This window comes from Roseibium sp. RKSG952, assembly GCF_009711355.1.
This window is the reverse complement of record NZ_SMMF01000898.1, coordinates 1-25,791: the sequence shown is the minus strand read 5'-3', so window position 1 is coordinate 25,791 and position 25,791 is coordinate 1. Positions and strand designations below refer to the sequence as shown.

The 25,791-nt window shown below is 59.6% G+C and carries 20 protein-coding genes; 10 read left to right on the top strand and 10 right to left on the bottom strand.

The genetic code is table 11. The features are described 5' to 3' along the window. Window positions 1-111 precede the first annotated feature (111 nt). A complete protein-coding gene (locus E1297_RS16080; RefSeq protein WP_155139974.1) occupies window positions 112-2,034 on the bottom strand; it encodes a PhoX family phosphatase in 1,923 nt (640 codons plus the stop codon). A gap of 321 nt (window positions 2,035-2,355) precedes the next feature. On the opposite strand from E1297_RS16080, the gene E1297_RS16075 reads away from it, so the two are divergent. Then, entirely contained in the window at window positions 2,356-3,579 is a 1,224-nt protein-coding gene (locus E1297_RS16075) for a 2OG-Fe(II) oxygenase (protein WP_155139972.1), read from the top strand. Between the two features lie 157 nt (window positions 3,580-3,736). Here E1297_RS16075 and E1297_RS16070 read toward each other — a convergent pair whose 3' ends face one another. The 3 genes from E1297_RS16070 to E1297_RS16060 form a co-directional block, all read right to left on the bottom strand. Beyond that, window positions 3,737-4,525: an ATP-binding cassette domain-containing protein gene (locus tag E1297_RS16070; RefSeq protein ID WP_155139970.1), complete on the bottom strand. Its 789-nt coding sequence runs from the start codon at window positions 4,523-4,525 to the stop codon at window positions 3,737-3,739. Between the two features lies 1 nt (window position 4,526). After that, entirely contained in the window at window positions 4,527-5,648 is a 1,122-nt protein-coding gene (locus tag E1297_RS16065; RefSeq protein ID WP_155139968.1) for an ABC transporter permease, read from the bottom strand. Between the two features lie 83 nt (window positions 5,649-5,731). Then, a complete protein-coding gene (locus tag E1297_RS16060; RefSeq protein ID WP_155139966.1) occupies window positions 5,732-6,682 on the bottom strand; it encodes a sugar ABC transporter substrate-binding protein in 951 nt (316 codons plus the stop codon). 211 nt (window positions 6,683-6,893) lie between these two features. Here E1297_RS16060 and E1297_RS16055 point away from each other — a divergent pair, with 211 nt between their 5' ends. After that, complete coding sequence (locus E1297_RS16055) at window positions 6,894-7,916, top strand: LacI family DNA-binding transcriptional regulator (RefSeq protein WP_155139964.1); 1,023 nt, start codon at window positions 6,894-6,896, stop codon at window positions 7,914-7,916. Window positions 7,917-8,100: 184 nt separating this feature from the next. Here the strand turns inward: E1297_RS16055 and E1297_RS16050 are convergent, their stop codons facing one another. The 3 genes from E1297_RS16050 to E1297_RS16040 are packed head-to-tail and all read right to left on the bottom strand — an operon-like array spanning window position 8,101 to window position 11,293. Beyond that, window positions 8,101-9,261 (bottom strand): Gfo/Idh/MocA family protein, encoded by a 1,161-nt coding sequence (locus tag E1297_RS16050; protein WP_155139962.1) that lies wholly within the window; start codon window positions 9,259-9,261, stop codon window positions 8,101-8,103. Window positions 9,262-9,272: 11 nt separating this feature from the next. Then, a complete protein-coding gene (locus E1297_RS16045) occupies window positions 9,273-10,166 on the bottom strand; it encodes a TIM barrel protein (protein ID WP_155139960.1) in 894 nt (297 codons plus the stop codon). A 23-nt stretch (window positions 10,167-10,189) separates the two neighbouring features. After that, window positions 10,190-11,293, bottom strand: a complete 1,104-nt coding sequence (locus E1297_RS16040; protein WP_155139957.1) for a Gfo/Idh/MocA family protein — start codon at window positions 11,291-11,293, stop codon at window positions 10,190-10,192. 141 nt (window positions 11,294-11,434) lie between these two features. Between E1297_RS16040 and iolD the strand changes: the two genes are divergently transcribed. The 5 genes from iolD to iolG are packed head-to-tail and all read left to right on the top strand — an operon-like array spanning window position 11,435 to window position 16,962. Beyond that, window positions 11,435-13,300, top strand: a complete 1,866-nt coding sequence (iolD, locus tag E1297_RS16035) for a 3D-(3,5/4)-trihydroxycyclohexane-1,2-dione acylhydrolase (decyclizing) (RefSeq protein WP_155139955.1) — start codon at window positions 11,435-11,437, stop codon at window positions 13,298-13,300. Then, window positions 13,300-14,274, top strand: coding sequence for a 5-dehydro-2-deoxygluconokinase (gene iolC / locus E1297_RS16030; RefSeq protein WP_155139953.1), 975 nt, complete (start codon window positions 13,300-13,302; stop codon window positions 14,272-14,274). Before iolD ends, iolC begins: the two co-directional genes overlap by 1 nt. Window positions 14,275-14,285: 11 nt before the next feature. Then, window positions 14,286-15,128 carry a 5-deoxy-glucuronate isomerase gene (locus E1297_RS16025; protein WP_155139951.1) on the top strand — a complete coding sequence of 281 codons (843 nt, stop codon included), beginning with the start codon at window positions 14,286-14,288 and terminating at the stop codon, window positions 15,126-15,128. After that, window positions 15,125-15,970 carry a class II fructose-bisphosphate aldolase gene (locus E1297_RS16020; protein WP_155139949.1) on the top strand — a complete coding sequence of 282 codons (846 nt, stop codon included), beginning with the start codon at window positions 15,125-15,127 and terminating at the stop codon, window positions 15,968-15,970. The genes E1297_RS16025 and E1297_RS16020 overlap by 4 nt, the downstream gene beginning before the upstream one ends. After that, the gene (gene iolG / locus E1297_RS16015; protein WP_155139947.1) at window positions 15,967-16,962 is read left to right on the top strand and encodes an inositol 2-dehydrogenase; all 996 of its coding nucleotides are present in this window, start codon (window positions 15,967-15,969) and stop codon (window positions 16,960-16,962) included. Before E1297_RS16020 ends, iolG begins: the two co-directional genes overlap by 4 nt. A 170-nt stretch (window positions 16,963-17,132) precedes the next feature. On the opposite strand, the gene E1297_RS16010 is transcribed toward iolG, so the two are convergent. After that, window positions 17,133-18,122, bottom strand: a complete 990-nt coding sequence (locus E1297_RS16010) for a GGDEF domain-containing protein (RefSeq protein ID WP_155139945.1) — start codon at window positions 18,120-18,122, stop codon at window positions 17,133-17,135. Between the two features lie 274 nt (window positions 18,123-18,396). On the opposite strand from E1297_RS16010, the gene E1297_RS16005 reads away from it, so the two are divergent. From E1297_RS16005 to E1297_RS15995, 3 genes are read left to right on the top strand one after another with little or no spacing between them, the layout of a single operon-like run. Then, a complete protein-coding gene (locus tag E1297_RS16005) occupies window positions 18,397-18,711 on the top strand; it encodes a hypothetical protein (protein WP_155139944.1) in 315 nt (104 codons plus the stop codon). 2 nt (window positions 18,712-18,713) lie between these two features. Continuing rightward, window positions 18,714-20,030: a YcaO-like family protein gene (locus tag E1297_RS16000; protein ID WP_155139942.1), complete on the top strand. Its 1,317-nt coding sequence runs from the start codon at window positions 18,714-18,716 to the stop codon at window positions 20,028-20,030. A gap of 4 nt (window positions 20,031-20,034) precedes the next feature. After that, a complete protein-coding gene (locus tag E1297_RS15995; RefSeq protein WP_155139940.1) occupies window positions 20,035-21,399 on the top strand; it encodes a TfuA-like protein in 1,365 nt (454 codons plus the stop codon). Here E1297_RS15995 and E1297_RS15990 read toward each other — a convergent pair. Together E1297_RS15990 and E1297_RS15985 are read right to left on the bottom strand one after the other, a co-directional pair. Continuing rightward, entirely contained in the window at window positions 21,360-22,250 is an 891-nt protein-coding gene (locus E1297_RS15990; protein ID WP_155139937.1) for an SDR family oxidoreductase, read from the bottom strand. The two genes, E1297_RS15995 and E1297_RS15990, sit on opposite strands and share 40 nt — an antisense overlap. Before the next feature lie 42 nt (window positions 22,251-22,292). After that, window positions 22,293-25,790 (bottom strand): protein kinase, encoded by a 3,498-nt coding sequence (locus tag E1297_RS15985; RefSeq protein ID WP_368669583.1) that lies wholly within the window; start codon window positions 25,788-25,790, stop codon window positions 22,293-22,295. Window position 25,791 lies beyond the last annotated feature (1 nt).

The window sequence follows — 25,791 nt, the reverse complement described above, 5'->3', positions numbered from 1 at the left end:
GGTTACACATCCGGCCCCGGCAAAAAACAAAAGCGCGGCTTCGGCAGCCGCGCTTTCGTCTTTTCTCTTCGCTCCCGTACGGAAATCGCCCGAGAGTGGAGTGTTTTCCGATTAGCCGACGAGGGCATTGTCCTTGCGCTTGACCGCGACGATGGATGAGCGCGGCAGGCTGCCTTCACCGTCCGGGAAAGGCTTGCCCGGATGCTGGATGCCGACGAACATGGTGCGCTTGTCGGACGACCAGGTCAGGCCGGTGACTTCCGAGCCATTGGGGCCGGTCAGGAAGCGGCGGATTTCGCCGGTTGCCGGATCCCCTGCCAGCATCTGGTTGTTGCCCATGCCGGCAAAGTCGCCTTCGTTGCTGTCGTTGCCGTCAGTCTGGATCCAGATCAGGCCGGTCGTGTCGATCTGCATGCCGTCGGGCGAGTTGAACAGGTTGCCGGCATTGATGTTGGCCGAGCCCGCATAAGGACCTTCCACATGGACGTCCGGGTTACCGGCCATCACATACAGATCCCAGTCGAACGTGTCCGTGCCGTGGTTGTTGTCATGCGGACGCCAGCGCACGATCTGACCGTAACGATTGGTCTCGCGCGGGTTGACCGGGTTGACTGTCATCGGGTCGCCGCCTGCATTGGTGCGCACAGACCCGTCATCGTTCAAAACGCCACGGCGCGAGTTGTTGGTCAGGCAACAATAGGCTTCCACGGCGGTCGGGTTGACGGCAATCCACTCCGGACGGTCCATGGTGGTGGCACCGACCTTGGAAGCGGCGGTCCGGGTGAAGATCGCGATTTCCGCCGGGTCCATGCCGGTTGCTTCCGGTGTCAGCGGGACCCAGGTGCCGGTCATGTCGTCGTTGAACTTGGCGACATAGAGCTGGCCGTCCCGCAGCAGGGTCGACGTGTCGCCGCCCGGCACGTAGATGTCGTTGGAGAGCCATTTGTACATGAACTCGCCGCGCTCGTCGTCGCCCATATAGACCACGACCCGGCCTTCCGGCGTCAGCGCGCTAGCAGCGTTTTCGTGCTTGAAACGGCCAAGAGCCGTGCGCTTGACCGGAGCAGACTCCGGATTGGCCGGATCGATCTCGACAATGTAACCCGCACGGTGCGGTTCGTTCGGGTTCTTGGTGATGTCGAAGCGCGAATCGAAGCCGTGATAGTTGTACCGGCCCGGATCGACTTTTGTTGACACGCCGTAGCGCTTGTAGCCGTCCATGACCGGCTGGTCGGCCGCAACTTCTTCCGTTGCACCGAAATAGCCGTTGAAGTTCTCTTCACAGGTCAGGTACGTGCCCCAAGGCGTCCGGCCGGAACCGCAATTGTTGAAGGTCCCGAGAGACTGCGTGCCGGTCGGATCGGCATCGGTTTGCAGGAGTGCGTGCCCGGCTGCCGGACCGTCGATCACCATCGGTGTGTTGTGATGGATACGGCGGTTGAACGGACTGTCGACGACGACGGACCAGCCACCGGGGCCTTCGGCGATTTCCATGACGGAAACCCCCTGGATGTTCTGCAGTAGGGTAACATCCTCGGCGGAAGCCACCTTGCCTTCCTGCGCTGCCGGCAGGTTGATCTTCGGGTTAGGATATTCGCTGTTGACGACGAGGAGTTCCTTGCCGCCGACATTGAACAGTTCCATGCCGTCGGTGTTTTCACCGAAGACGCGATCTGAACCGGCTGACGGATGCCCGGTGGCCGCATCGAAAGCAGGCGCGTCGGAGAACAGCGGATCGCCCCAGCGCACCAGCACATCCCAGGTGTAGCCTTCCGGCACATGCACCGTTCCGTCGGTTTGCGGAGCAAGCTGCTCGAACGCAAAGCGCGACGTCTGCTGGGCAAGTGCCGTGGTGCTTTTCAAAAGACCGGTTCCCATGACGGCGGCACCGGACCCGAAGGCCAGCACACCACCCAGAAAACCGCGGCGCGAAATGGCGCTTTCGACCACCTTGTCGAAGCCCTGCTCCTGCGGCCGCGGAAAGTTCACCTCATCCCATTCATCAGCGGAGAGTTCGTGTTGACGCGCGTCCATCTGGCGTTCCCTCTTTCGGTTCATTCAAACTTAGAACCTGTCTAAAAAGACCAATTCTGCGCGCGCAGATAAACCGCATTTACGTGACAGATTTACGAAGAAACACTTCTTTCTCTGCGGACAGGTTCAGGCGTGACGTGTGGGGTCTCACCCTGCAAGCATATCACCGAAACCGGTATCTGTTGTTTGCGGACGTCCATACGATCCCTGAAACGGACGTCCTTTTTGAAAATTCGGTTGGTTTCCAATTGTTAACTTGAGATCAGAGCTCGAGGCATGACCTAAGTATTGCCGTCGCGAATACAGAGGCATTTCACCGTTATGAGTAGCTATACTAATCTTCTACCGGGCGATCCTGCCCCCTCTTTCAAGCAGAGATCCATTGTCAATCCGCGTTTCACATTTGACACCGCTGCCGGGCGGTACCTCGTACTCGGATTTTTCGGCAGTGCGTCGGATCCTCACAGCCAGTCAGGTCTGGCCGCTCTGAAGGGCCTCTCACATATTATCGACGATCAAACCATCTCGTTCTTTGGCGTCAGTAACGATCCGGAAGACGAAACCAAGAACAGGATTTCAGACAGCTACCCAGGCTACCGCGTATTCTGGGACTTTGACCGTTCGGTCAGCCGCCTCTATGGCGTCGCCGCACGCGAGACAGAAGAAACGGGAGATGAGATCAAACTTCGCCGACAATGGGTGGTGATAGACCCCACACTCAGGATTCTCAAGGTATTCCATTTTCAGGAGGATCAAGCCGACATTGCGCAACTGACAGGCTATTTGCAAACCCTGCCACCGCCAGAGCGCTTTAGCGGCGAGGTACTGCAAGCCCCAATAATTGTGTTGCCGAACGTCTTTGAACCGGAACTGTGCAAGCATTTGATTGACTTGTACACGGCCCATGGCGGCGAATCTTCCGGCTTCATGCGTGAAGTGAATGGCAAGACCGTGGGCATGTCCGACCCCAACCACAAACGCCGACGCGACCACCTTATCGAAGACCATCAACTGATCGCTCACCTCAAGCGCCGGTTTCTGCGGCGGGTTGCGCCGGAAATTGCGAAAGTCCACCAGTTCAATGTCTCCCGAATGGAACGCTTTCTTGTGGCTTGCTACTCGGCAGAAGATCGCGGGCATTTCCGCGCGCACAGAGACAACACCACCAAGGGGACAGCACACCGGCGGTTCGCCGTTTCGGTCAATCTAAACGCAGATTTCGACGGTGGTGAAGTGAGTTTTCCTGAATATGGGCCTCGGAGCTTCAAGGCCTCTCCGGGCACTGCGGTGGTATTCTCCTGCTCGCTTCTCCATGCGGTGTCACCGGTTACCCGCGGACAACGCTTTGCGTTTCTGCCTTTCCTTTATGACGAACAGGCTGCTCAGCTCCGCGAGAAGAACATGCAATTCGTGCAGACGACGGACAGGCAACCAGACCACCACCCCACACCCGTGCAAGCCGCCGGCCTGTTGCCTTCCCAGCACCCGGCAAATGCATGTGCATTTGGGGAATTCAGCGCTCCGGGCCGCCCTGAAGACAGCTGATCGCATCGACCCAGTCCGCTGTCCGTCCCTCAGCGCTCCGCTTTCCGGCGAGGTCACACAGCCGAGCGGTAACGGAGGTTGCAATGTATCACAACAAACTGAATCGGGCCGCCAAAGGCGGCCCGATGCGTTGATGCTAACACCTATCCAGAAGGGCTCAAACTGTTCCCCCGAGCGAACTTTCAAGGGCAACCAGTTCCTGACCGCCCGCCATCAGATCCTGAAGCTCTTCCGGCGTGATCTGGCCCCTTTGGGCGGTGCCGAGCGTCTTGCCCCGGTTGAGCACCGTAAACCGGTCTCCAACCGCCAGCGCATGCCGGACATTGTGGGTGATGAACACCACTGCAATGTCCTGCTTGCGGACCTTGTCAATGGTGGCAAGCACATTGGCGGTCTGGCGCACACCGAGCGCCGATGTCGGCTCGTCGAGGATAAGGACCTTCGCCCCGAAATGGACCGCACGGGCAATCGCCACTGTCTGCCGCTCACCGCCGGATAATGTGCCGACCGCCTGGTCCGGCCCGCGGAGATTGATGCCCATCTTGCGCATCTCTTCCATGGTCACGCGGTTGGCGTAGTCGTGATCGAAAAACTTCAGCGGACCGGCCCGGCGGATCGGCTCGTTGCCCATGAAGAAGTTGCGGCTGACCGACATCAGCGGGATCATCGCCAAGTCCTGATAGACGGTCGCGATCCCGGCTGAGATGGCATCGCGCGGATCAGCGAAATGCATCGGCTTGCCCTCGAACAGGATCTCGCCTTTTGTCGGCTTGTGCACCCCGGACATGGTCTTGATGAAGGTCGATTTGCCGGCCCCGTTGTCGCCAAGCAGGCAATGGCATTCGCCGGGATAGATATCGACCGACACGCCTGCAAGGGCGATCACCGATCCGAAATGCTTTTCGATGCCGCGCATCTCGATGATGGGAGCATGAGTGGAGGTCATCTTATCTCTCCCCGGTGATGATGCGGCGGATATAGGTGTTGAGGATCACGGCGAACAACAGGATCACTCCGAGGAACACCCGGAACAGCGAGCTTTCAACGCCCGCGAAGAACAGTCCCTGCTGCACCACGCCGAAGATCAGCGCCCCAAGGGCTGCCCCGATCACCGATCCGTATCCGCCGGTGAGCAGAGCTCCACCGATCACCACGGCAATGATCGCCTCGAATTCCTTGAGCAAGCCACGATCAGCCCCGGCGGAGCCGAACTCCATCACCTGGCAAGCGGCAAAGACTGTGGCGGTGAAGGCTGTGAACATGAACATCAGGATCTTCACACGGTTCACCGGGACACCGACATAACGCGCGGCCTGCGCATCGCCGCCCGCCGCAAAGATCCAGTTTCCGAACCGGGTCCGCGTCAGCAGGATGTGGCCGAAGATCACCAGCGCAATCGCCCAGACAATCAGCATCGGCACGCCTTCGACAACCGGCTGGCCAGCCCTGGATCCACGTTCGAAAACGTCGATGATGCCCGCATTGCCCATCCATGTGAACAAACCGGTCAGGACCTTGCCGCCGAACAATCCGGCGAGCCAGTCGCCTTCCGCCGCTCGGTCAACACCGCCAATGATCGTCTTGCGCTCGATGATTTGCGGCAGATAGATGGTGAACCCGCGCAGGATAAACAGAAACGCCAGGGTGACGATGAAGCTGGGAAGCCCGGTGCGCACCACGATGTAGCCGTTCAGGGCCCCGATCGCCATGGCCATCACAAAGGTCACCAGAATGGCCTGCCATACCGGCCAGCCAAGGGTAACGGTGAAGATCGCGATCATCATGCCCGAAAAGCCGATCATCGACCCGACTGACAGGTCGAACTCACCGGCGATCATCAATAGGCAGGCGCCAACAGCAATGATCATGAATTGCGCCGACACGGTCGCCCAGTTGGTGACCCCTTGCGCGTTGAACATGCCGCTGTCGCTGGCGAAGATGAGAAACAGCGCGAACACGATGACGGTTCCGCAGATGCCGCCGAGTTCCGGCCGGATCAGCGCCTTGCGGATCCGGGATTGCTGCTTGACGCGTTCGTCGGCGAGTGCCGCCGTGCTGGCTTCCGCCATTTTGCCCTCCCAGGCAGTTTATTGTTTTAGGATGCAAACAACAAAGGGCAGTGATTGCCGCCGCCCTTTGTCATGGTCCGGATTTACCGGTATTCACCTGCGTGCTGTTCAACCAGCGTCAACCCGTCCTTGGTGACAAAACCGGGACCGGAGTTGATGTTGTTGCCCGGCAGGACGCCGTAGCGGTGATAGTTGGTCAGGATCACCACCGGCAGGTAGGCTTGCAGGAACGGCTGCTGGTCGATGCCCCAGTTGATGACGCCGTCCTTGATCCCCTGAACGATGTTCTCGCCCAGATCGAATGTGCCGAAATAGATGTCACCCGCCATGCCGTTTTCATCCAGCGCCAGCAGGGTCGGATCGGCACTTGTGGGTCCAAGTGCCAGGACCGCATCCGTATCCGGATTGGCATTGAGGTAGGCAAGCACACGGTTCTTGATTTCGGCCGGGTCCTGACCACTGTCAATCATCTGATCGCCGAGCTCGACGCCCAGCCCGTCGGCGAAGCCCTGACAGCGTTCGGTCGACGAAGGCGAGCTGATATAGTGGTTCACACACAGGAAGCTTGCCACACCGTCAGACTTCGCCCGCTGGCCTGCCGCCAGACCGGCATCGTATTCCGGCTGACCGACATACATCAGCGCACCGACCTCACGCGCGAGATCCGGCGTGCCGGAGTTCATGATGATGACGTCGACACCGGAATCGACCGCATCCCTGATCGGGCCGGACAGCACATCCGGATCGGACAAGGTGGTGATGATTCCGTCTGGGCCGGAGGCTGCCGCCTGTTCGATGATCCGGGCCATGTCGGCCAGATCGCCGGTCGGCGGATTGCGGTATTCCACTTCCACATCCATCTGGTCACCGGCAAGAGCGATGCCGTTCTTGATCGTGTTCCACCAGCTGTCGCTGTCCGGCGCGTGGCTGACCAGGATGTATTTCTCGCCATCAGCCGAAGCCGTTCCCGCACTGATCACCGGAGCCGCGATGACGGCTGCGGCCAGCATTAATGCCTTCAGGGGTGCATTCATTCCGTCCTCCCAAGGATTGCCATTTTCTTGGTCAAGGGTGCCTCCCAGCACCCATGACATTAAGCAAACCACGAAGCCAATCGTTTTGCAACCGGTTGCAAAAATCTAATTAAAAATTCATACTCCCTGCCCGGCCGGTGATTTTCATACTGCCTGTCTGGACGACTTGAGATAAGACAGCCTTATTGACCAACCCGATGCGAAAGACCCCATGGCCGTAACCTTGAAAGAAGTCGCCGAACTGGCAGGCGTTTCCCGCTCCGCGGTGTCGCGCACCTTCACAGACGGCGCTTCCGTTTCGGACAAGACGCGGCGGAAAGTGGAAAAGGCGGCCACAAAACTCGGCTACAGCCCGAACATTCTTGCCCGCGGACTGACAACACGGCGCACGAAACTGGTCGGCCTAGTCTCCAACAATTTTCACAATCCGATCTTTCTGGAAGTCTTCGACCAGTTTACACGAAAGCTGCAAGAGCGTGGTCTGCGTCCCCTGCTCGTCAATCTGTCCGATGAAATCGATCCGGAAAACTCGGTCCGGCTGCTGCGCCAGTATTCGGTCGACGGGGTCGTTGTGGCGTCCTCCACCCTGCCCCCCGGCTTTTCGAAGGCGTTCAAGGACGCCGGCATGCCGGTCGTCAACAGTTTTGGCCGCTATTCGGCGGCACCCGAATTTCATGTTGTGGGGATCGACAACGTGGAATGCGGGCGCATGGCCGCCCGGGAATTCTCCAATCGCGGCTACCGGCGCGTGGCCTTTCTCGGTGGCCCCGACACGGCGACATCCACGCAGGACCGCTTCAAGGGATTTGCCGAAGAAGCCGCCCGCCACCCGCAGCTTGAGGTAGGTTTCAGCTATGCAGAAGCCTATTCCTTCGAGGCCGGCCGGGCCGAAATGCAGCGGCTCTTGCAGCGAGGCAACCCGGCAGAGGCCTATTTCTGCGGCGATGACGTGCTCTCGATCGGAGCCTTGAGCGCCATTGCGGAGGCCGGTCTGAAGGTGCCCGGCGACATCGGCGTCATCGGTCTCAACGACATGGAAATGGCCGGGTGGCAGAACATCAACCTGACCACGATCCATCAACCGGTTCAGCAGATCATCAACTCCTCCGTGGAGCTGATCGTTTCCATGCTGGAAGACCCCGCCCGCTATCCGGAGGCCCGCCTGTTTCCCTGCCGCGTTGTGGAACGCGGAACCCTGAAGCCCGCGCCGCAAAGTGATCCGCGCTCAGGGTGAGACATACCCAGTCGATAACCGGCAGCCCCTAACGTCACCCCGGACCAGCGCGCGCGATCCGGGGCCGGAGAACCGGGGCATGTCTGACAATGCAAAGCGCTCCGATCCCGGACAAAACCGCGCGGTTTCTCCGGGATGACAGTTCGGGTTGCAACAAGATGGAACAATCTGTCCGCAGATCGCTCTAGGAGCGGAACATCGGCGGGCGGGCATCCACCCATGCGCCATCCGAACGGCCGGACTCCGCCACGGCGAAGACTGCCGCCATCGAGCGCAACCCGTCTTCGGCGCGCGGATAAAGGTCGGCAGCCGGATCCATCGGACGTCCTTCCTTGCGGGCACGGATCGCTTCGGCCAGATCCTTGTAGATGTTTGCAAAGGCCAGCGGCATGCCTTCCGCATGTCCGATCGTCACCCGGGTGGTCCGGTCAGCCTCCGGCGACAAACCGGCCTCGCCGCGCTCGATCGTTTGAAGGCGGCCATTGAGCGGCATCCAGTAAAGCTGGTTCGGGTGCTCCTGCGCCCATCTCAGACCGCCTTTTTCCCCGAACACCTGCAGGGTCAGGCCATGCTGGCGGCCAATCGCGATCGATGATGTCCACAGCCTCCCGACCGTTCCGCCGTCCATCCGGAAGTTGACCATGGCATCATCTTCAAGTTCCCGGCTTGCGATACAAGACACGGTGTCGGCGGACAACCGCTCGACGTCCTGACCCGTAACAAAAGACGCCATGTGCAGGGCATGGATGCCGCAATCGGCAAACTGGGCGGAAACCCCGATCTGGCTCGGATCGTAGCGCCAGCGCACACGCGGATTGTCCGCATCGGCAGCATCCGCGTGATGGCCATGCGCGAATTCGGCCTTCACCAGCCGGATCTTCCCAAGGTCGCCACGCGCAACCATGGCCCGCATGTGCCGGACAAGCGAATAACCGGTGTAGCCGTAGTTGACCGCACAGATGTTTCCGGTGGACTTGGCGAGCCTAACGATCTCCTCGCCCTCCTCGACCGTCATGGTCATGGGCTTCTCGCACAGGACGTGAAACCCGGCCTCCAGAAAGGCCCTGGTGATTTCGAAATGGGTGGCATTGGGCGTGGCGACGGTCACCAGATCGATCCGGTCCGCCCGGTTTCGCTCGCCTTCCAGCATTTCGCGCCAGTCCCCATAGGCCCGGTCCTTGTCGAGCCCCAGCCGCTGGCCGTAGTCGCGGCCTGCGTCCGGCCGGTGATCCAGCGCTCCCGCAGTGAAGGCAAACGCACCGTCCAGTCCCGCTCCAAGCCGGTGTGCGGGCCCGATCTGGCTGCCTTCCCCGCCGCCAATCATGCCCCAGTTCAAACGTGCCATGTCGTGTGTCCTCAATCAAAACCGATGGATTGCAAATACTGGCGATTGGCGCGGGCGTCGCTCACCGGGGAAACGTCCAGCGTCGGATCACAATCCTGCTCCACCGTGCACCAGCCTTCAAAACCGTTGTCGAGCAGGATCTGCCGGACTTTCGGGAAGTCGACGTCACCGTCCCCCAGATTGCAGAAGATCCCCTGCCCGCAGGCGTCATAAAAGCCGGTCCGGCTGGCGATCACATCGGCTTTCACCGCCGGATCGATATCCTTGAAGTGCATGTAGGAGATCCGGCCGATATGGCGCTCCATGAAGGCGACCGGATCATATCCGGCATAGGAATGGTGGCCGGTGTCAAAGCAGATCTTGAGATGCGCTTCGTCGACCTCGTCCAGCAGGCGTTCAAGTTCCGGCTCGAAATCAATGAAACCGGCGGCATGGGCATGCATGCCCACAGTCAGGCCGTATTCCTCGGTGCCAATGCGGGCCGCCTCGGCGATCCGGCCCCGGAATGCGGTCCACTCGTCCAGATCCATCTGCTCGGCCTCCGCCGGACGGCCGGCAGTCGGCGCCCGGCGCGGCGAGATCGAATCGATCAGGACCAGATGACGGGCGCCATGGGCGACAAGCGCCTTGCCGGTGCGGTGCAGGCCGTCCAGAACGTTGTCCCAGGCATCGGGATCGTGAAACGGGCGGAAGACCACGCCCCCGATCAGCTCCAGATCATGCTCTGCCAGGGCCTCGGCGAGAACCGCCGGATCTTCGGGCATGAAGCCGACCGGGCCAAGCTCGATCCCCTTGTAGCCGGCTTTTGCACATTCCTCCAAAACAGTCCGCCACGCCGGATTGCGCGGGTCATCAGGAAACTCGACACCCCAGGAACAGGGTGCATTGCCAATTCTTATTGTCATGCCGGGAAGCCTTTCGGACTTGCTCACGTGGGTTGAATGGATTGCCAGGTCTTGGTCCGTGACGAACGCATCGCGGCATCGACGATGCGCTTGACGTCGAGACCGTCCCGGAACGTCGGCCAGAGCGGGTTTCCGGTCCGGATCGCCTCGAGAAAATCCTTGGCCTCGATGATGATCTGGTCCTGATAGCCGGTCCCATGGCCCGGTCCCTGGCAAAACGGCAGATAGTCGGGATGCGCCGGGCCGGTCAGGATCTTGCGAAACCCCAACTGGGCATCGGGCCCGTCGCGCAGATAAAGCCAAAGCGCACTCTGGTCTTCCTGATCGAACCGGATCGCGCCCTTGGTCCCGGCTATTTCGTAGGCGTAGCCCATCTTCCGGCCGGTCGCGACCCGGCTGAAATGCAGGTGCCCCATGACGCCGTTTTCAAAACGCACCATCATCTGGCCCTGATCGTCATTGGTGACCTCTCCACCGGGACGGGTTGTGTGGATGCACTCCACTTCCGCCATGACCGACCGGACCGGCCCGACAAGCGCCAGTGCCGCGTTGATCATGTGGGGGGCAAGGTCGCCCATCGTGCCATTGGCCTCGCCTTCCGTCCGCCAGCTCGCCGGGGCCTCCGGGTCGGCGTAAAAATCCTCGGTATGCTCACCGCGAAACCAGGTGATCTCGCCAATCGCGCCTTCACTGAGGATCTGTCTCGCATATTGGGTGGCCGGGGTACGGATGTAGTTGAAACCGACCATGTTCACGCAGCCGCATTTTTCCGCCGCTGCGACCATCGCCTCGGATTCCGCCAAGGTCCCGCCCATCGGCTTTTCGCACAGGACCGGCTTGCCCAAACTGAAAGCTGCTTCTGCGACCGCGCGGTGGGTCGCCTGCGGCGAAGCAATGACAATGGCCTCGACGCCTGGGTCTTCCACCAGCTCCTGCCAGTCGCGCGCCGCACGCTTGAAGCCATAGGCTGCCCGGTATTTTTCCGCAGACATTGGCGTACTCGCACTGATCATCTCGAGCCTTGGGCGCAACTCGGTGTCAAACACCGCACCGACCGAAGACATAGCCACGGCATGCGCCTTGCCCATGTAGCCCCCGCCCACGATTCCGATCCCAATTTCAGGCATGTTCCGTCCCCATGTCCGGTCTTGTTCGCTTGGCCGTGAAAAAGATTTGCAACCGGTTGCAAAATTTGTATCCTGAGAACGTTCAACACGCAAGTCGCATTCCCATGCACCTGCCCCATAAAAATTTCAGGGAACGCCACAATGAGCACGCAGACGGTTCAACTCACGACCGCGCAGGCAATCATTCGATATCTTGCCAACCAGTTCATCGAGATCGACGGCACCGAGATGCGGGTGTGCGGCGGAGGCTTCGGAATTTTCGGCCACGGCAATGTCACGTGCCTTGGTGAAGCCCTCTATGGAGTCCAGCAGGAATTGCCGCTCTATCGCGGCCAGAACGAGCAGAGCATGGGCTTTGCAGCAGCCGGATATGCCAAGCAATGGCTCCGCCAGCGCTTCATGTTTTGTACGGCAAGCGCCGGGCCGGGCACATCCAACCTGGTGACGTCGGCAGCCCTTGCCCATGCCAACCGCCTGCCATTGCTGCTTTTGTGCGGTGACACGTTCATCACACGCCTGCCTGATCCCGTGTTGCAGCAGCTTGAGCATTTCAACAATCCGACGCTCGGCGTAAACGACGCCTTCAAGCCGGTCAGCCGGTATTGGGACCGGATCACCCATCCGGCGCAGGTCATCCAGTCCCTTCCCGCAGCCCTTGCGACCCTGCTCGACCCCGCCGATTGCGGACCCGCCTTTCTCGGCCTGCCTCAGGACGTTCAGGGCTGGACCTATGACTATCCGGAAACCTTCTTCGAACGCCGTGTGCATCGCATCCGCCGGATCTCCCCCGACATCCGGGAAGTTGCCGATGCCGCCGCGCTTTTGAAAACCGCCCAGCGCCCGCTGATCATCGCGGGCGGCGGTGTCCAGTACAGTCATGCAGTGACCGAGCTGACAGCCTTCGCCGAGAACCATCAGATCCCGGTGGTCGAAACCATTGCGGGCCGCGCCAACATGTTGGCGACCCATCCGCTCAATGCCGGACCGATCGGCGTGACCGGATCGGACAGTGCCAACAATCTTGCGGAAACAGCAGACGTCATTCTGGCCGTCGGCACGCGGCTGCAGGATTTCACGACAGGGTCGTGGACGGCTTTCTCGCAGGATGCCCGTTTCATCTCCCTGAACGCGGCCCGGCACGATGCCGGAAAGCACCTGTCGGCACCGGTCGTCGGAGATGCCAAGCTCGGGCTTCAGGCCCTCGATGCGGCCATGACAGGCTTCAAATCGCCAGCGGACTGGGTGCAAAAGGCGGCTGATGAACGAAAAACCTGGGACGCCTATGTTGCCGGGAACATTGCCTGCGGAAACCGGCCGAACTCCTACGCCCAGGCCATCGGCGTGGTCAACGGCCTGTGCGACAAGCGCGACCGCGTTGTCACCGCCTCCGGCGGCCTGCCGGCGGAAGTCACCGCCAACTGGCGTACCCTCGACATCGGCACGGTCGATGTGGAATTCGGCTACTCATGCATGGGCTACGAGATCGCCGGCGGCTGGGGCGCACGTATCGCCCAGTCGGAACGCGAACCGGACAAGGACACCATCGTTTTCGTGGGTGACGGGGCCTATCTGATGCTGAATTCCGACATCTATTCGTCGGTCCTGACAGCCAAGAAGCTGATCATTCTCGTCCTCGACAACGGGGGCTTTGCCGTGATCAACAAGCTCCAGAACAACACCGGCAACGAAAGTTACAACAATCTGCTCGCGGATTGCCCGACCGTGCTGGAGCCTTTTGCCGTCGACTTCGAGGCTCATGCCGCCGCCATGGGGGCTCATGCCGAAACGGTTTCCAACCCGTCGGAACTCGGCGAAGCCTTCAAACGCGCCAAGGCCGCCGACAAGACCTATGTCATCTGCATGAAAGTCGATGCCTATGACGGCTGGACCGCGCAGGGCCATGCCTGGTGGGAGGTCGGAACCCCGCATGTCAGCGGCAGCGACAAGGTTCGCACCGCCCATGAGGAATGGGAAGCAACCCGTTCCAAGCAGCGCCGGGGGGTCTGATGCTGCTGGACGGTATTGCAAAAAACAACTTTGTCATTGTCGGGCGCGCCGGGATCGACTTCTTTACCGACCCGGGCGTTCGCGCCGAGGATGCAGAACGGATTGGCGTCGGTCTGGGTGGCTCGGCTGCCAATATCGGCGCGGGCATTTGCAAGCTCGGCGGCAGGGCAGCTCTGGTCACCCGCGTCTCGGACGACAGCGTCGGCAGCTACTGCATTGGACAGTTGAAAAAATACGGTGTCGAAACCGGTCACGTCCTGAGCGTCGGCGGCGAATACCGCAACTCGCTCGCCTTTTACGAATCCGTGGTGGAAGGGCATCGCAATGTCATTTACCGCAACGGCGCCGCCGATTTCCAGATGACCGAAGCGGATGTGCGTGCAGTCGATTACAGCCGGTTCGGCGCGCTGATCACCGCCGGGACCGTCTTTGCCGCAGAGCCTTCGTGCTCGGCCAGCTTCACCGCCTTCGCGCTTGCCAAAGAAGCGGGCCTTCCGATCATTTTCGATGTTGACTACCGCCCCTATTCCTGGACCTCGCCCGAAGTCGCCGCCGAGGTCCTGTCCCGGGCAGCTGCCGAAAGCGACATGATCGTCGGCAATGATGTCGAGTTCGGCTTCATGGCCGGTGACTACGACAAGGGACTTGAAAAGGCACGCGAACTCGCCCGCACCAGCGCTGAACTTGTCATCTACAAGATGGGTGAAAACGGCGCCATCACCATCAGCCGGGACACGGAAATCAGGACAGGCATCTATCCGGTCGAGGCCCTCAAACCCAATGGTGCAGGCGACAGCTTCATGAGCGGCCTGATGACGTCGATTGCCGACGGACACGACCTCGAGCAATCGGTTCTGCGCGGCTCTGCCTGTGCCTCGATCGTGGTTGCGAAACCCGGCTGCGCCCCGGCCATGCCCGACACTTCCGAACTGGAAGCCTTTCTGGCTTCCCATCCCGGCCCGACACAGGCCTGAAAGGACATCCCATGCATATCGCTCCGCATGACAATCTAAACAAGCCGATCGTGGACGCAGACAATCCGACGGTCCCGCTCAACTACTTCAACATCGTCAAGCTCAAGGCCGGTGAAGCCTTCACCTATCAGGTACCCGGCTACGAAACGTGTATCGTTCCGGCGACAGGAACCGTCACGGTAGAGGTCGAGGGTGTGACCTTCGAGGCGCTTGGCAATCGCGGTGCCGATGTCTGGGATGGCGAACCGGAAGGTGTCTACATTCCGGCAGGCGCCAAGACGACGATTATCTGCACGTCCGGGGAAACCGAAACCTTTGTTGCGGGCGCCAAATATGACAAGGTTCTGGACCCGTTCGACGTCCGCGTGCCCGAGATAGATCTGGTGCAATACGGCTCCGACGACACCAAGACCCACCGCAAGATCAAGCATATCCTTGGCCAGAAGCAGCATGGCAAGGTCGGGCGGCTGCTGGTGAGCGAGCTGTTTACGGTCGGTCAGGGCGGTTGGTCCGGCTTTCCTGCACACAAGCACGATACGGATCGCCTGCCCCATGAAACCCGCCATGACGAAACCTACAATTTCCGGTTTCGCCCGAAACATGGGTCAGGGGTCCAGATCCTGCAGCGAGAAGAAGGTGTTCCGGGCGAGGCCTACCAGCTGATGGACGGATCCACATTCCTGATCGACAAGGGCTATCACCCCTGCGCGGTCATGCCGGGCTACGAAATGTATTATTTCACCATTCTGGGCGGCCTCAGCCAACGCTCACTGGTCCAGTATTTCCAACCCACCCATGCCTATCAGGTTGAAACGATCCCGGGCATCAAGGACATGGTGGCCAAGTTCAAATGACGCTTGCAACACTCTCCGACGTGCTCCAGCCGGCACTGAAAAACGGCTATGCGATTGCGGGTCTGGTGACCCTTGGCTGGGAGGACATGCGCGCCTACGTGGCAGCCGCCGAAGCCGAAGGCGTACCTGTCATCCTGCAGGCCGGCCCCTCCTGCCGCAAGCACACGCCCTTGCCGATTCTTGGCAAGATGTTCCGGTATCTGGCGGAACAGGCAAGTGTGCCGGTCGTCGCACATCTCGACCACGGCTACACATTCGAGGAATGCCGGGAAGCACTCGACAGCGGCTTCACCTCGCTGATGTATGACGGATCGCGCAAGCCGCTGGCCCAGAATATCGACGATACGGCCCGGATCGCAGACCTTGCCCATTCCGCCGGGATCTCCTGCGAAGGCGAGATCGGCTTTGTCGGCTACGCCCAAGGGGACCAGTCGCAAGGAACCGATCCGGAAGAAGCCCGCCGGTTCGCGCAGGAAAGCGGCGTCGACGCCATGGCGGTTTCCGTCGGCAATGTGCATCTTCAGGAAAACAAGGAAGGCGGCCTTGACGAGGCCCGCATCAAAGCCATCGAGGCCGTGACCGATGTCCCGCTCGTGATTCATGGCGGGTCCGGCGTGCCGGTGGCGCAGCGCCGGAAGCTGGCGGCCGGGTCACATATCTGCAAGTTCAACATCGGCACCGAATTGCGCAAGGCCTTCGGAACGGCCCTTCGTGAAGCAGTCAACAGGGATCCGGGCCGGTTCGACCGGGTCGTCATTCTGTCCGAGACCCACGACCCGATGGTCACAGCCGCGCGTTCCGTCCTGCAGGCTTTCGGCAAACCCGGAGAACACACATCATGATCGGTTTCGGTTTGCTGGGATGCGGACGTATCGGGCAGGTCCATGCCCGTTCGCTTGCGGCGTGCCCGGATGCAAGGCTGGTGGCCGTCGCCGATGCCTTTGAGGATCCTGCCCGGGCGCTGGCGGCAAAAACCGGCGCAGCCATTCGCAGCATTGATGCCATTCTTAAGGCAGACGACATTGATGCGGTCATCATCGGCACACCGACCACGACCCATTACGACCTGATCCACCGGGCCGCCAAGGCCGGGAAGGCCGTTTTCTGCGAAAAGCCGGTCGACTTGTCCTCGGACCGGGTCCGGGAGTGTGTCGACGCCGTGACAAGCGCCGGCGTTCCTTTTCTCACAGCCTTCAACCGCCGGTTCGATCCGAATTTTGCAAACATCCGCAGCCGGATCGTGGCAGGAGAGATTGGAGACGTCGAGCTGGTAACAATCCTCTCCCGGGACCCTGCCCCGCCCCCGGTCAGCTACATAAAGACATCTGGCGGCCTTTTCCGCGACATGATGATCCATGACCTCGACATGGCCCGGTTCATTCTGGGGGAGGAGCCGGTGCAGGTCTTTGCGGTGGGTGCTGCCCTCGTCGACCCGGCGATCGGTGACGCGGGAGATGTCGATACGGCAGCGGTAACACTCACCACGGCGCGCGGCAGGATTTGCCAGATCTCCAACTCGCGCCGCGCGTCTTACGGCTATGACCAACGGCTTGAAGTGCATGGCTCAAAGGGCATGTTGCGAGCGGAAAACCATCTGGAAAACACGGTGGAAGCGGCGACGGCAAGCGGCTTTGCCAAGGCGCCCGCGCAGCATTTCTTTCTGGAACGGTATGCCGCCGCCTATTCCGCCGAGATCGCCCATTTCGTCGACTGCCTGACAAAGGGCATGCCCCCCTCGCCCGGCATTGAAGACGGTTTGCGCGCCCAGCTTCTCGCCGACGCGGCCGCCCAATCACTTGGAACCGGGCAGCCGGTCCGGGTGGATAGCGGCTAAAGAGCGGATCCCGGCCATACGGTATTATTTTGACGGCACGCGCTGCAGACTATCCGTCTGGTCCATGACGGGATGATTCAGGCCGGGGAGTTGTTGCCAAAAAGTTGCCAACCCGCGCTGTAGGAGACAGGCTGAAGCCCGGACCAGAGGAACCCGGCCTGCTCCGCCCCTTATTCGGTGTTATCCTGCGCCCTGTTGTGGCAGACAACGCGATTGCGTCCCAGGCTCTTCGCAGAATACATGCGCTTGTCGGCAAGATTGAACAGATTATTCGGACAACCATCCGCTTCTGTCATCAACGCAACGCCGATCGAGACGGTCAAATGGATCCGTCTTCCGCTTTGACGCATTTCGCTGACAGAAATGTTGTGGCGAACCCGCTCCGCGATATGTTCAGCCTCAACACCCGGCTTCTTGTTCACGAGGATTGCAAACTCCTCACCGCCATACCGGCAAACAATATCTTCCGGGCGCACCGTGGATCGAATGATACTGGCCACGTGGCACAACGCCTGATCGCCCAGTTCATGCCCGAACCTGTCATTGATGCTCTTGAAGCGATCAATGTCCACCAATAGAAGCGCGAGGTCGTTGACCGGAAGAGCGCCCTCGCCATACCGTTCCAGATAGGTATTAAAATATTGCCTGTTGAATGTAAGGGTCAGAGAATCAAACGTTGCGGCTTTGTACATGTGCGTCAGATACGAAATCTCGGCATCTGTAAAATACGAAAACCGCAAGACGACTTCCGGACCGATCCGGACCTGATCATTTCTCGCGAGCCAATCCCGCGTGATTTTCTTTCCGTTGACGAAAACCCCATTCCGCGAACGCAGGTCAACCACCTGAACACCGTCTGGAGTAACCTCCATGAGAAGATGCCGCCGACTGACGGTTGGCTCACTCACGACAACCCCGCAGCGCGACGAGCGGCCGATTTCAACGGTAGGAGCATCGAGCACGACAACGCGTCCCGATTCATGCCCATTGACGAATACGATGCAAGGGCGGGTAATCGCGTTCACTTCCGAAAAACTCTCGTTCCGGTTTGCCGGGACAGCGGGATCAAGCTGAACGGTGTCATCCGTGTCTGTCCCCAAATCGACCAACCTGTCGCGGGAATACAGATCATAGCTGGCGCGCGGTTTCATATGGTTCATTCAAATACACTCCGCCGTGTTTCCACTTGCAAAAACAATAATTTAAAGTCCAGAAACTGATAAAAGGAATAAAATACAAGAGGCACCGTCTTCTTTAAAATGCCGCAGAAGACACTTCATGATAGCAAAAAATTGCCCAGCACGCACCCTTAAGTTTAAGATCCACCACCAATTAAAAGTAGATTTTCGCAACCAAACTGTTGCACATCTACATTTCATGCTACTTGAAATATTGTTTTGATTGATTCGCAATTGCCGCGAAAGAGAGGATATTATGTCTGAAACTTTGCAAGAGAAAGTTACATACGACCAAGATATTGTAATTATTTGGCAAAACAGGATCTACCACATTCCGGCAACCGAATGGCAAATGCGGCCTTCGTGGCCAATCAACGCCAATCACCAGGTGGATGAGCTTGTACGCTGTGGCGCGGCCCTTGCCTCAATTCCGGACTACGAAAATAGCGAGGCCGGATCACAGCCGGGCGGAAGCAATGCCCGGGAAAGCAACACTCCAAAAGACCTTTCACCAAATAACTTTGCGGGAACCTGTTTCCTCTTGAACATCGACGTCATCAAGGGCGGATAAGAATGAATGTGGTTCCGCAGTCAGCGGACAGCAACCAGACGCCGGACAGCCACAACCTGTCCGGGTCGACCACTCCCAGCCTCACGGACACGGAAAAGTACCATAAACGGGGCACGCATCGGCTTGTTTCCCCTGACCAAACGCTGGAACGGATCACACCCTTGCTGGGATCCTTCGGGATAACCCGTGTCGCGAACATCACAGGCCTGGACACGATCGGCCTGCCGGTCGTGTCGGTCTACCGTCCCAATGCCCGCTCGCTTTCGGTATCGCAAGGCAAGGGCCTTGATCTGGCGGCTGCAAAGGCTTCCGGGATCATGGAAGCGATCGAGGCCCATCACGCTGAAAACGCAAGATTACCTCTGCGTCTGGCAAGCCTTGCCGAAATTGCGCTTGAAGGCACCGTCCTTGATGTTGCCCGCCTTCCCCGCGTCCAGAAGGCCCCACTGGATCCTGACCGGCCCTTGCTATGGTGCGAGGGTCAAGATCTTACCTCGGGAGCGCCTGTCTGGGTGCCATACGAAGTCGTTCATACCAATTACACGCTGCCGCTGACCGGTCATAGCGGACACTTTCAAATGAGCTCCAACGGGCTTGCAAGCGGCAATCATTGGCTGGAAGCCGTTAGCCACGGAATCTGCGAGGTGGTGGAACGCGACGCCCTTTCACTCTGGTCGGCCACAGGCGCATTCGCAGACGAAAGCAGACGGCTTGACCTGTCAAGTGTCGAAGACCCGGACTGTCTTGAGGTTGTCGGAAGACTTCAGGATGCAGGCCAGGCCGTCGGCGTCTGGTCGATCACGACAGATATCGGTCTCCCGGTCTATGCCTGCGCGATCGCCGACTTCGGGCCAAACCACCTTGGCCAGTATTACACAAGTGACGGAAGCGGCTGCCACCCGGTCCGCGAGGTTGCCCTTCTCAGGGCGCTGACCGAAGCTGCCCAAACCCGGCTGACTTATATTTCCGGTGCCCGGGACGACGCTCACCGGGATTTTTTCGAGCATTCAAGGCAGCGGGTCCGCGTCGACAAGATCAGGAACCTGATTCTCGCCATGCCCGAAACGGGCGGACGCTGCTTCACCCGTGAACCCAGCTCCGACACTCCACGTTTCGAGGATGACATCGCCCTTGAATTGACCCCGCTTCAAGCCGCAGGCATGACACAAGTCGTGGCCGTCAACCTTGGAGGTCATGTTGCGGGTATCGAAGTGGCGCGCATTGTCATCCCGGGCCTGGAAGGTTTGCATGATGCGCCCGGATATATCCCCGGTGCGCGCTTTCTATCCCTGACGCACACATTCAAGGAACGCCTTTAGGCCGATGTCCACGATCGTTTTTCTCGGGCCAACCCTGCCGCCTGCCGAAGCAAAAAGCGTTCTCAAGGCCGAATACCGTCCGCCTGTGTCACAAGGGGATGTTTACCGGGCCGTGGAAGGCGGCGCACAGGTCATCGGGATCATCGACGGTTTTTTCGAGCAAGTCCCGGCAGTGTGGCACAAGGAAATCCTGTGGGCCCACACCCGCGGCGTCCATGTTTTCGGAGCCGCCAGCATGGGGGCTCTTCGGGCTGCCGAACTATCCACATTCGGCATGATCGGCGTGGGAAAGGCATTTGAAGCCTTTCAGGAGGGGATTCTTGAAGACGACGACGAGGTCGCGATTGCTCACGGGCCTGCGGACCTCGGATATCCCAACCTGTCCGAAGCCATGATCAATATCCGCGCAACCCTGGAGCAGGCAGAACGCGATCATGTCATTGGCAAGGACTTCCGGGACGCATTTGTCAGGACGGCAAAGTCCCTGCATTTTCCCCTGCGTAGATATGAAACTGTTCTGTCTGCCCTCGCTGATCGGTATGCCACAAGTGACCTGACAGCCTTTCGGGCCTGGCTGCCATCCGGCCGGGTAGACGTGAAACGCGAAGATGCGCTCGCCATGCTCAAGACCATGGCCGAACATCAAGACCGCTGTCTGAAACCCGGACAGGTTTCATTTTCCTTCGCTCATACGGATACATGGGAGAAACTGATCCGGCAAAGTGAGCGCCGGGACGCGTCGGTTACAGGCCGGGAACTTCTTGACGAACTGCGGTTAAGTCCGGACCTGTATGATCAGGTGTTCAACCGGGCTGCAGCCCGCGCGCTGGCACTGAAGGAAGCCAGCCGCATCAGGCTTCCCGATCAGCCTGACGCATTCAACCAGCAACTCCACGCCTTTTTTGTCAAACGCGGTCTTCTCAAGGGGCAGGACATCAAGACCTGGCTGGACGGCCAGCATCTCGGCCCGGCTGACCTGATTGCCATGATAAAACGCGAACAGCGCACAACCACAATCAATGCCTCTCTTGAGGTGGACATTATGAATTCGGTGCCGGACGTTCTCCGCGGCCTCGGCCTTTACGGCTCTCTTTTCCAAAAAATCCAGACCCGGAAAAAGCGGGCGCCTGCCCGTACACCGAACACGCAACATCAACACAGCGAAGGCCCGTCGAATGACGCGCTCCTGAAATGGTACTTTAACGAAAGGCTGAAAACCGAGATTCCCGACCAGCTCGACAGCCATATTCACAAGCTGGGCCTGAAGAGCCGGCATGCTTTTTTCCAGACCCTTTCCAAGGAATACCTTTATGAACTTGCGGCTGCGGATCACGCCGATGGAAGCGACGCTGCCAGTTTGGCCAAATAGTCATCAATCGGCTGCGGACGATAACCCAGGACCTCTTCCGCTTCGCTATTGTCAATAACGCAGCCTCCATCCCCGCACACCTTCATCAGCCCGGAAAATGTCTGCAGCAGGGGGTCGGAAGACGACGCCATGCCCTCCAGTTGGGACTTTGGCGTATCCTCGCGCTCGATTTGCCGGCCGGAGAGCTTTTCACAGCGTGCAATGACCTCCTTCTGGCTGAGCGCTTCCTTCCCGCCCACCTTCAAGGTGCGATTGCGGGCGCCGCGGCTCGTCAAGCTGGCGCGGATCGCCGCGCACACATCACCAATCGAAATCCAGGAGATCGGCGCTGATCCGCCACCAAATGTCTGCATGGCCCCGGTTTCCGGGTTGACGCCGAGCGGTGCCGCCAGCCACGATTCCTGGAAATACGGCACCTGCAAAACTGTATAGGGCAAGTTCCCTGCGTGCAGAGCGCGCTCGACTGTCCGCTTGGCCTCCTGAAGTGGGATGTTTCCTTCAAAGGGCGGAAAAGAAACATATATGAAATGCTCCACGCCCTGTTCCTGGGCGGCCGTAAGCAGGTCCAGCTGCCCGTTCCTGTCGACCGTGTCGAACGTGTTGGACTCGTTGCTGCTGGAAACGGACGTCGCCGTCGAAACCACCACACGAACCCCGTTGAGTGCGGCAACAATCGACCTCCGGTTCCGCAAGTCCGCAACAACTGTTTGCGCCCCGAGTTCCTCAAGCCGTGCGACACTCTCAGGCTTACTGCTTTCGCGAACCACCGCCCTGACATCGTGCCCGTTGGCAAGTAAATCCGCACACAAGCTGGACCCGAGCGTCCCGGTTGCTCCCACAACAAGGATCATTTCACATACTCCTGTTTCCCTGGTTTTTAAGCGTATTGCCGGTCAGAGGTACCCTCGCTCCTCCGCAGCCGACACGGCGGCCTTTGCCCAATGCATCGTCTCTTCCATATTTCTTTGCTCGCAGGCCGATATGACGCCCTTCAGGGCTCCGTCGATTTCATCGGGAAGCCAGAGTTGCTTCGGATGGCACAAGACCTGCGAACAGTCTTTCAGCTTGCCGACATCACCACTCAGCACGGCGATCTTGAATTCGGTCAGTTCGGCTGTCCATTTCATCGCGTAGTCAAAGGGCAGCGACGACCATATCTCCACCGCCTGCCTGCTTTGCGCCGACGCCGAAACACTTTCCTCCCGCCTGAGCATTACCCAGCCCAGGGCTGCATGAGCAACGCCCACATAATCCATCATGCGGGCTTCCTTTGCCGCATCAAGCAAGACGCGCGCTTCGGTCTCCGTTTGGCTTACGTCCCCCAAACGTCTCAGCAGGATGACAAAATAGCACAGCGTTCGTATTTCGCCGCTGGTGTCGCCGGTTCGTCTCGTCAATTCGAGCGCCTTTAGAAGTTCCTGCTTTGCTTCTTCAAGTTTTCCGGCAAACAAAAGCAGAAAGCCAAGCTCGAAGCGGGCGGTGGCTATTTCCGTCTCCCGCCCCAATTCAACCGCAGCCTCCACCAGAGACCGTCCCAGTCCGATGTTCTCATCATCTATCCGGTACCTGTCCCGGCGCAAGTTTCGAAAAATCAGCGACAAATAGAACTTGTAGCGGTGGCCGGGGGCGCCGCTATTTTCAACCAGGCTTCTCGTTTCAGCAAACTCCTGATCGACATCCTGGGCATTTGCGGCCCAATAATGCGTCCAGACGCGCCCGATCTTGATGTCGATATACTCGTCCTGCCAGCCGTCCAGCGAGAGATCGCAGGACTTCAGAACCTTCTCCGCCACGTCGTAAGCTGCCAGTGCAGCCTCGTGGTGATGCTCTGCTTCCAAGGCCTTCGCCTGTAACTTGTACAGGCGGGCTTTGGTTACAGGATCAGCAGGGTCGTGGTCCAAAGCTGCCTGCAGGGCCTCCCGTGCCAATTCGTGATGCCGCTTGAGCGTATACAATGCGCCCAGCGTCTCGTTGACCGATATGATGTCCTGCACCCAGGCCTGTCCGTGCTCCGGGAGTGTCTCACGGGCCTTTTCCATCTGCGCCAGAGCCGACCGGCTGAGTTGAACAGCTTCATCGACGGCATGAAGGCGGCGCGCATGACTTGCTGCTTGCCGGAAACACCGTGCTGCCTTGCCGGGAAATTCGGCACACGCCCAGTGATGACCAAGCCGGGCGGAGACCGCCCCGGGTTCATCGGCGCCTTGGCTCATCCTCTCGAGTGCGGCCGCTATCCTCTCATGCAGGTTTCGCCGCCGTTCTTGCGGCAGCAACGCTTCCGCCACCTCGCGGATCTTGTCATGCAGGAACCGGAAACCGTCCTTGTCATCAATTTCGAGGATCTGCCGCTCAAGCAGCTCGTCAATGACTTCAGCGGCTTGCGCCTCACCAAGCATCTCGACGGCGGACACGATCCCGGTCTCATACCTGCGACCGATGAGTGCGGCACAATCGACCGACCGGCGCGCGGCAGTGGACAAGCGTCCGAGCCTCAGGTCGATCAGATCGCGCAAAGTGCCGGGAACCGGCAGCGTCTCATAATGGCTTTGGTCGTCGGGAGCGGGATGCCGGAAAGACCAGCGGCCGGACTGGTCACGCTGCAACACCTGTTCGGCCACTGCTGTCCGCAGGTATTCGGCAATGAAGAACGGGTTTCCGCTGCTGCGCTCCTGCAGAAAATTCGCGAAGGCGGGCGGCAGTTCCGGAACCGCCAGCATGCCCGCTGCCATTTTTTCAACCTCGTGGAGAGCCATCTTTTCCAGCGAGAGCTCTGTGACATTTACGGATTTGGCAATGGCCTCAATCTCGGCCATTCGCTCCTCGGAGCGAATGGTCCCGAGAACCAGCATGGGCACTCCGTCGAGCCCCGTCCCGGTAAGGCGTTGAACGAATTCGATCGACAAGCCGTCCGCCCACTGCAGGTCATCCAGAATGAGCAGCAGCGGGCGGATACGTGCATAATCCGTCAGCACATGGCGCAAGGCCTCGAACAGCCGTTCCTTGGCCTGCTCTTCTTCCAGCTTCGGCAAATCCGGCTGGACAGACATCCATGGAAGAGACCGGATGCTGGCCGAATATTCCGACAATGCCGCCGCATGGCGACCCAGAAGCCGGTCAAAAAGGGTCTGCCCCCCTTCGACACACCGGTCTGCCACCTGATCAAGCAATCGCAGGAACGGATACAACGGCTGGGTTGTCGGTTTTGCCTGCGCCTCGCCCACACCGCCGTTTGCACATTCGCAGCTGACCACGGTCATCCCGGATTTGGCAGCAGCGCTGGCGATTTCCGATGCTTGCCGTGTTTTGCCCGCCCCGCTTTCACCTGCAAGAACGATAATCTGCCCAGCGCCGTTTTGGGCCTTGAGCAACCTGTCCTCAATCAAGGCCCGGCTTTTTGAGCGCCCGACAAAGGACGCGCGATAAAGATAAGGTTGCGCACCCGGAACAGCCGCCGCCCAGTCCGGCTTTCCAGCTCCCAGATCGCCAAGAACATGCGCCACGTTTTCGGCATAGCCGATGCGCTGGTCGAGCGGCTTGGCAAGGAGAGACATGATCAGCTCGTCAAGCTGGCGCGGAACACCGGAAACGATATCCGAAGGCCGCACCGGACAGCGTTCCAGATGGCCGTGCAACACCTGTGCCCGGGTGCCGCTGAATGGCTTCAGACCGGTGACCAGCTCGTAAAGGATGCAGCCAAGCGCATAGAGGTCGCAGCGGGCATCCAGCGTTTCATTGCGAATTTGCTCGGGCGCCATGTAGTGGGGCGACCCGCCGAAAATTTCGGTGCCGTCCATGACCTCCCGGCCAATCGACCCGCGCACTTCGGTCACAAGGCCGAAATCGACGAGGACAGGGCAACCATCCAGCGGCACAAAAACATTGTCGGGCTTCAGGTCCCGGTGGACCACGCCCATGCCGTGAACATAAGCAAGGGTTTCACTCATGCTGCGCGCAAGGGTCAGCACTTCCCCAAGCCCGCCGGCAGCCGCGTCCCGCGATCCGGCAAAGAAATCGTCCTGCGCAAGAGCCGGGCCGACCGTGCCGAACCCGCCCTCGTTGAAAGCTGGCCAAGTCGTATCTGTACCGGCCAGGGTCGTTGTGGTTCCGGTTGCCGCAACACCTTCCCCTACCGGCTTTTTCCGGTCATCCCAGATCCGCCGCAGAACGGTCTTGAGCGTGCCGCCACTAAGCCGCTCCATGGCATACCAGGGCATGCCATGTATGACGCCGTGGTCGAGAATGCGAATGATTCCGGGGTGCCGCAACTTCGCCAAGGAGCGAATCTCCCGCCGGATCTGATTCAATTTCGAGAAATCGTGCTGGGTCGCCATCTTGATCGCGACCGCCTTGCCGGTTTTGCAGTCCTGACCTGCCCCTTTTTTCAGGGCCACT